The following is a 5,385-nucleotide window of genomic DNA, read 5'->3' as shown; positions in this document are numbered from 1 at the left end:
CAAAGGTGAAACGGTGTTCGACCAGCGGAGTGCAGCGAAGCACGTTGTGGCCATCGTGCTGGCGGCGGGCCAGGGCAGGCGTATGGGGCTGCCGATCAATAAAATCTTCCTGCCTATTCATGGCAAGCCGGTCATCATCTACACGCTGGAAGCCTTTGAGCGCTGTCCGGTGATCGACGAGATCCTGCTCGTCGCGGCGGCTGGCGAAGAGGAGCAGCTTGCCAAGCTGACACAGGCGGCCCACTGTCAGAAAGTCAGGCGTATTGTCCAGGGTGGTCCGACGAGGCACGCCTCCGAGCAATGTGCGCTGGAGGCCCTGCGTTCGCGCATCGAGAGTGGCGAGATCGACCTGATTCTGATCCATGATGGGGCCCGTCCCTTTGTGCTCCCCGAGCGTATCCAGCAACTGATAGAGACGGCGCGCGCCTGCGGTGGGGCTATTCTGGCCATGCCGCTGCAGGAGGAGGAGCTAATCGTCGAAGTGGACGAGCAGCAGGCGATCTGCCGACGCTTTGGGGGGCAGCGTGCCTGGCGAGCGCAGACGCCCCAAGCCTTCCGAGCCGCCTGGTTGCTGGCGGCCTACGACCGTGCGCGCCAGGATGGTTTTGAGGGGACCGACACGGCGGCCTCGCTGGAACGCCTTGGCTACCCGGTGGCTGTCGTGGAAAGCGATCAGAGCAATCTGAAGATCACCACCGCGTATGACCTGCTCCAGGCCGAGCGGCTTTGTCGCCATCTCGGTCTCTAGCCAGGTCTGGACCGATCGGATCAGGGAGAGCTGCCAGCGCTGGGTGCGCCTGGTCTGAGGGTGGTGATCCGGTAGTGGCCGGATTGGCCTTATTTCTCGCTGAGATAGATAGAGAGACTTTCTGTCTGCAACGTTGATACTTCGCCTTGCTGGCAAGGGGTGATGGTGGCCAGGCCCTGCCCTGGCCGAGCGGACTGAGCTGAGCTGGCAGGGGTGCCGTCTCTGTCTGTCTGTCTGCTCAGGGCAGACAAGCAAGCACTTTGACCAGCGGAGCTGCCTGGGCCGCACCATTGCTGATCGATCGTCGAGGAGAGAGGGGGCGTCGCTCGCTATGATAGCCTGCCAGACTGAACTGGAGTGCCTCTATTGCGGTCGTCCGACGGTGCACACGGTCTTTTATGCCTCGCTCTATATTAAAAGGATCGTTTGTCATCGTTGCGCCCACGTTGTTGAAAAGCCAGCGGCTGTCTTACTCCGCCAGTACTGTCGTGATCTCCCCTGGCGTGCCACTGCCCTCGCGCGTCGCCTCAAGCATGAGGCGCAGGCTGATCCTCTGCTCTTTGTCTCCAGCTTGCCCCGACGCGTGGTCAACAAACCGATCGAGCTTTCCCGCGAGCTGGCCGAGGTCTGTCTGTAGAGCCTACTGCTAGCCAGGCAGGCCCGTATCCATAGCGTTTGAGTATGACATCAGGAGGTTCATATGATCGAGCAAGTGGCCCTCGCGGCTCTGGTGGCCTGGTGCCTCCAGCTAGCTCTGGCCTATGGGCAGGCGCGCCGCTTCTATCGTGATGTGAGCCGTCTGCGCCGGCTTGGGCGCTGTGCTACGGCGATGGCCGGGGGGCGCTATCGTGGGCGCACCTATGTGGTGCTCGTTGCCCACCCCGAGCAGCGCACCATTTTGGCGGCCCGATATCTCAGCGGCTGGACGGTCTTTGCACGGCTTCGTCCCCTGCCCCAGCTCGAGGGGCGTCCTCTCGACGAGCTGCTCTCGGCGCAACAGTTGAGTACAACTGGTCTGGCGCCGCGCCTCGTTGAGGCGATCAACATCGCCGCCGGTACGCTACACGAGAGGTTCCAGCAGCAGTCGAGGGAGACGGTGGGCGCAGCTAGTCAGGAGAGCATGCTTCCCCCGCGGACCTCGTTGCAGCCGTTGGCCTGAAAGGAGGTTTGTCACCTACTCTACGCAGCGACTCGCTCACTGATGTGCTGACCTTTGCGCACTGAGCTTGCTCACGGCGCTGGGTGGTCTGTCTGACTGGTTACCATTGGGGTAGCCAGTAAGGACAAAAGATTGTCTTAACGTCCTTTTGTCTGGAGGTGATCTCATGGAGATCGCAGCCCGTATTGCCGAGGGGTTCATCGGCATGTTCCAAAAAGGGGGCACCACTTTTGTCGGCCTGGTCACGGGCATCATTCCCCTGCTGATCGTGCTGATGACCGCCGTCAATGCTCTGGTGCGCCTCATCGGCCCCGAGCGCATCGACAAAGTGGCCATGATCAGTAGTCGCAACGTGCTGCTGCGCTATTTGATCCTGCCCTTCCTGGCCGTCTTCTTCTTGACCAACCCGATGGCCTACACGATGGGGCGCTTCCTGCCGGAGAAGCAGAAGCCGGCCTTCTATGATGCAGCGGTGTCCTTTGTTCATCCCATTCTTGGCCTTTTTCCCCATGCCAACCCGGGTGAGATCTTTGTCTGGGCTGGTATTGCTGCGGGCATTACCAAGCTCGGGCTGGGGCTAGGGGATCTGGCGATTCGCTATTTCCTGGTCGGCCTGCTGGTGATCTTTATCCGAGGGCTGGTGACGGAGCGCATCACCGCCATCATGTGGGCGCGCCGCTCGGTCTCCGAGGGCCAGAGCCAGGGAGAGGAGTCAACATCGGCAGCCGGAGCGCCCTCTGCTGTTGAAGCGGGCGGAGCGGCTCTCGCTGGCGGAGAGGAGGCATAGTTATGCAAGTTGTGGCGCGTGGTCTAGAGGCCATTGGGCGAGCCGTTGGCAATGTCGTCGGCATTCTTTACCAGGCTGGCCGCGATACTATCGATCAGGTGATCCGCAACATTCTGCCCTTCATGGCCTTTATCAGCATGATCATCGGCATCATCCTCTACACGGGGATCGGCAACATTATTGCTCATACTCTGTCGCCGCTGGCCTCGAATATTTTCGGGCTGCTGCTGATGTCGGTGATCTGCGCGATTCCGATTCTGTCGCCGTTGCTGGGGCCTGGGGCTGTGATTGCCCAGGTAGTTGGGACGCTGCTGGGGGTGGAGATAGGCCTCGGTCATATTCCGCCGCAGTATGCGTTGCCGGCTCTCTTTGCCATCAATCCCCAGGTCGGTTGTGACTTTATCCCGGTTGGGCTGGCCCTCGGCGAGGCCGAGCCTGAGACCACCGAGATCGGGGTACCGGCAGTTCTGATGTCGCGCCTGATCACGGGGCCGCTGGCGGTGGTGATTGCTTATCTGGCGAGCTTCGGTATGTATGCCGGTCATTGAGCAGTCGGTCCTTTCTGATGGTGCTGGCACGTTACTGAGCGCTAGCTGATCGATCGGCTGTTCTTGCAAGGCTGCCTATCTATCATCCGCTTGTCGTTCTAGCGGGATGCTGGAGCTAAGCAGCGGCTTGGGCCAGGTCGAAGATGACCGCGGGACAGGCTGGCAGCTCTGAGGCAGGCTGGTCTGGGGCCTGGCCTGAGCCGGGTCGGCTGAGGAGAGAAAGGAGTGTGCAACGATGCCTTATCGTGCTGTCAAGATTACGCGAGGACGCGGTGGCTGGGGCGGACCCTTAATTGTGAAGCCCGAGCCTGGCAAGGATTTGATTTACTGTGTGACTGGGGGAGGCATTCACCCGGTGGCGCAGCGCATTGCGGAGCTGAGCGGAGGGCGGGCCTTCGATGGTTTCCGCTCCTCGGCTCCTGAGAAGCAGATTGCCTGTGTGGTCATCGACTGCGGTGGGACGGCGCGCATCGGGGTCTATCCGATGAAGAAGATTCTGACCATTGATGTGAAGCCAAGTTCGCCTTCGGGGCCGCTGATGAAGTTCATTACGGAGCAGCTCTTTGTCTCGGGGGTGCGTCCCGAGGATGTGACGCTGCTTGAGGAGTCCTGATGATGGGCTGGCCTGAGCTGCTGGGCTTGGCCCGGTCTTGCTCTGCGCTGGTCTGTCTGCGTCAGGCGGCCAGCGCAGACGGGGCGCGCTGGTGCTTTGTTGTGTCAGGCGGGCGACTGCTGTAGTCGCTGGCTGCTGGAGGGAGGAGGACAGACAGCGATGTCCATGCTGCGTTTCGATCACTGTGCTGGGGCGGGAGTGACGGGCGCGGGTCCGGGTATGGGAGCAGGAACGCGGGGCCTGCTCAAGTATCGGGCTGTAATTCAGGAGATTGGGGCGCAGGTGCCAGAATTCCTGCCGCATGGCATCTTGATTTTCTTTGGTCCACAAGCGCCGGCAGAGCTGCGCGAGGTCTCGCTTGTTCATACGGGGGCGACCTTGCAGGGGGCGATTGAGGTGGGCGACTGGCTCTGTTTCCGGGAGCCGCCTGGCGAGGGTGACAGTGCGGATAGGGAGACGGGCCGCGTCCTGAGCTACCGCGTGACGGCGGTCGGCGAGGTGGCCAGTGCTAATCTGGCCGAGCTGGGTCATCTGGTGGTGCATTTCGATGGGGCGGCAGAGGCGGCGCTGCCAGGGACCATCTCGGTGACGCCGGCCCTGCTTTATCTGCCCCCCGTGGGAACCATCCTGGAATTGCTCAGACTGGAGGATTGCCACACCTATGAATCTGGTTGCGGAACTTGAGGCGCGTCAACGCGAGGGGCGTCCGATCCGTGTAGGTCTGGTGGGAGTTGGCCAGATGGGAGCTGGTTTGATTGCTCAGGTTAGTCAAATGCAGGGTATGGAGGTGGTGGCGGCTGCCGATATTGAGACGGAGCGGGCTGTCGCCGCCTTTCGGGGCTGTGGCTATAGTGAGGAGGAGGTCCTGCTCTTGCCGCCGGGGGCCAGCAGCCGTGAGGCCGATGAGGCGGTGCGCGCCGGTAAGCGGGTGGTGACGGCGCGTGCGACCTTAATCCCTGATATTGCCTCGTTGGATGCGGTCGTTGAGGCCACGGGTGTGCCGTCAGTGGGGGCGCTTGTGGCCTATCGGACGATTCTGGCGCGTCGCCATATCATTATGCTCAATGTCGAGACCGATGCCACGATCGGCTATTTGCTGAAGCGTATGGCCGACGCGGCAGGCGTGGTCTATACGACCTCGGCGGGCGATGAGCCGGGGGCGATTCTGGAGTTGTATGATTTTGCGCGCTCGCTCGGCTTTGAGATTGTGGCCGCTGGTAAGGGGAAGAATAATCCGCTGGATCGTAGTGCGACGCCGCAGCAGTTGGCTGAGCAGGCGCGGAGCCGGCACATGAGTCCTCATATGCTGACGTCGTTTGTCGATGGGACCAAGACAATGGTGGAGATGACGGCGGTGGCCAATGCGACGGGCTTGGTGCCGGATGTCAGCGGGATGCATGGGCCGCAGGCGACGCCGGAGACGCTGGCGCGGATTTTTTGTCCACGCGAGGATGGAGGAATTCTTGGGCGGCGTGGGGTCGTCGATTATGCGCTGGGGAGTGTGGCACCGGGGGTCTTTCTGGTGATTAC

General features: G+C 61.6%; 5 protein-coding genes and 3 pseudogenes. All 8 read left to right on the top strand.

Annotated elements, in window-relative coordinates; all coding sequences use genetic code 11:
- A partial coding sequence (gene ispD / locus IRZ24_RS16345; RefSeq protein WP_297166405.1) for a 2-C-methyl-D-erythritol 4-phosphate cytidylyltransferase occupies window positions 1-748 on the top strand: 748 nt, incomplete at its 5' end.
- A 331-nt stretch (window positions 749-1,079) separates the two neighbouring features.
- Entirely contained in the window at window positions 1,080-1,385 is a 306-nt protein-coding gene (locus IRZ24_RS16340) for a hypothetical protein (protein ID WP_297166402.1), read from the top strand.
- 63 nt (window positions 1,386-1,448) lie between these two features.
- Entirely contained in the window at window positions 1,449-1,907 is a 459-nt protein-coding gene (locus tag IRZ24_RS16335) for a transcriptional regulator GutM (protein ID WP_297166399.1), read from the top strand.
- Window positions 1,908-2,073: 166 nt separating this feature from the next.
- Window positions 2,074-2,577, top strand: a pseudogene (locus IRZ24_RS16330) (PTS glucitol/sorbitol transporter subunit IIC); the annotation flags it as partial.
- 149 nt (window positions 2,578-2,726) lie between these two features.
- Window positions 2,727-3,242, top strand: a pseudogene (locus tag IRZ24_RS16325) (PTS sorbitol transporter subunit IIB); the annotation flags it as partial.
- Window positions 3,243-3,477: 235 nt separating this feature from the next.
- Window positions 3,478-3,852: pseudogene (locus tag IRZ24_RS16320) on the top strand (PTS sorbitol transporter); the annotation flags it as partial.
- Window positions 3,853-4,014: 162 nt separating this feature from the next.
- Window positions 4,015-4,539, top strand: a complete 525-nt coding sequence (locus IRZ24_RS16315; protein ID WP_297166388.1) for a PTS glucitol/sorbitol transporter subunit IIA — start codon at window positions 4,015-4,017, stop codon at window positions 4,537-4,539.
- On the top strand, window positions 4,517-5,385 hold an 869-nt coding region (locus tag IRZ24_RS16310), incomplete at its 3' end, for an NAD(P)-dependent oxidoreductase (RefSeq protein ID WP_366914319.1). The genes IRZ24_RS16315 and IRZ24_RS16310, both read left to right, overlap by 23 nt.

Origin of the sequence: Thermogemmatispora sp., assembly GCF_019683755.1 — a bacterium.
GTDB lineage: Bacteria > Chloroflexota > Ktedonobacteria > Ktedonobacterales > Ktedonobacteraceae > Thermogemmatispora.
The sequence above is the reverse complement of the archived record's forward strand: the minus strand, read 5'-3'. Positions and strand labels throughout refer to the sequence as shown.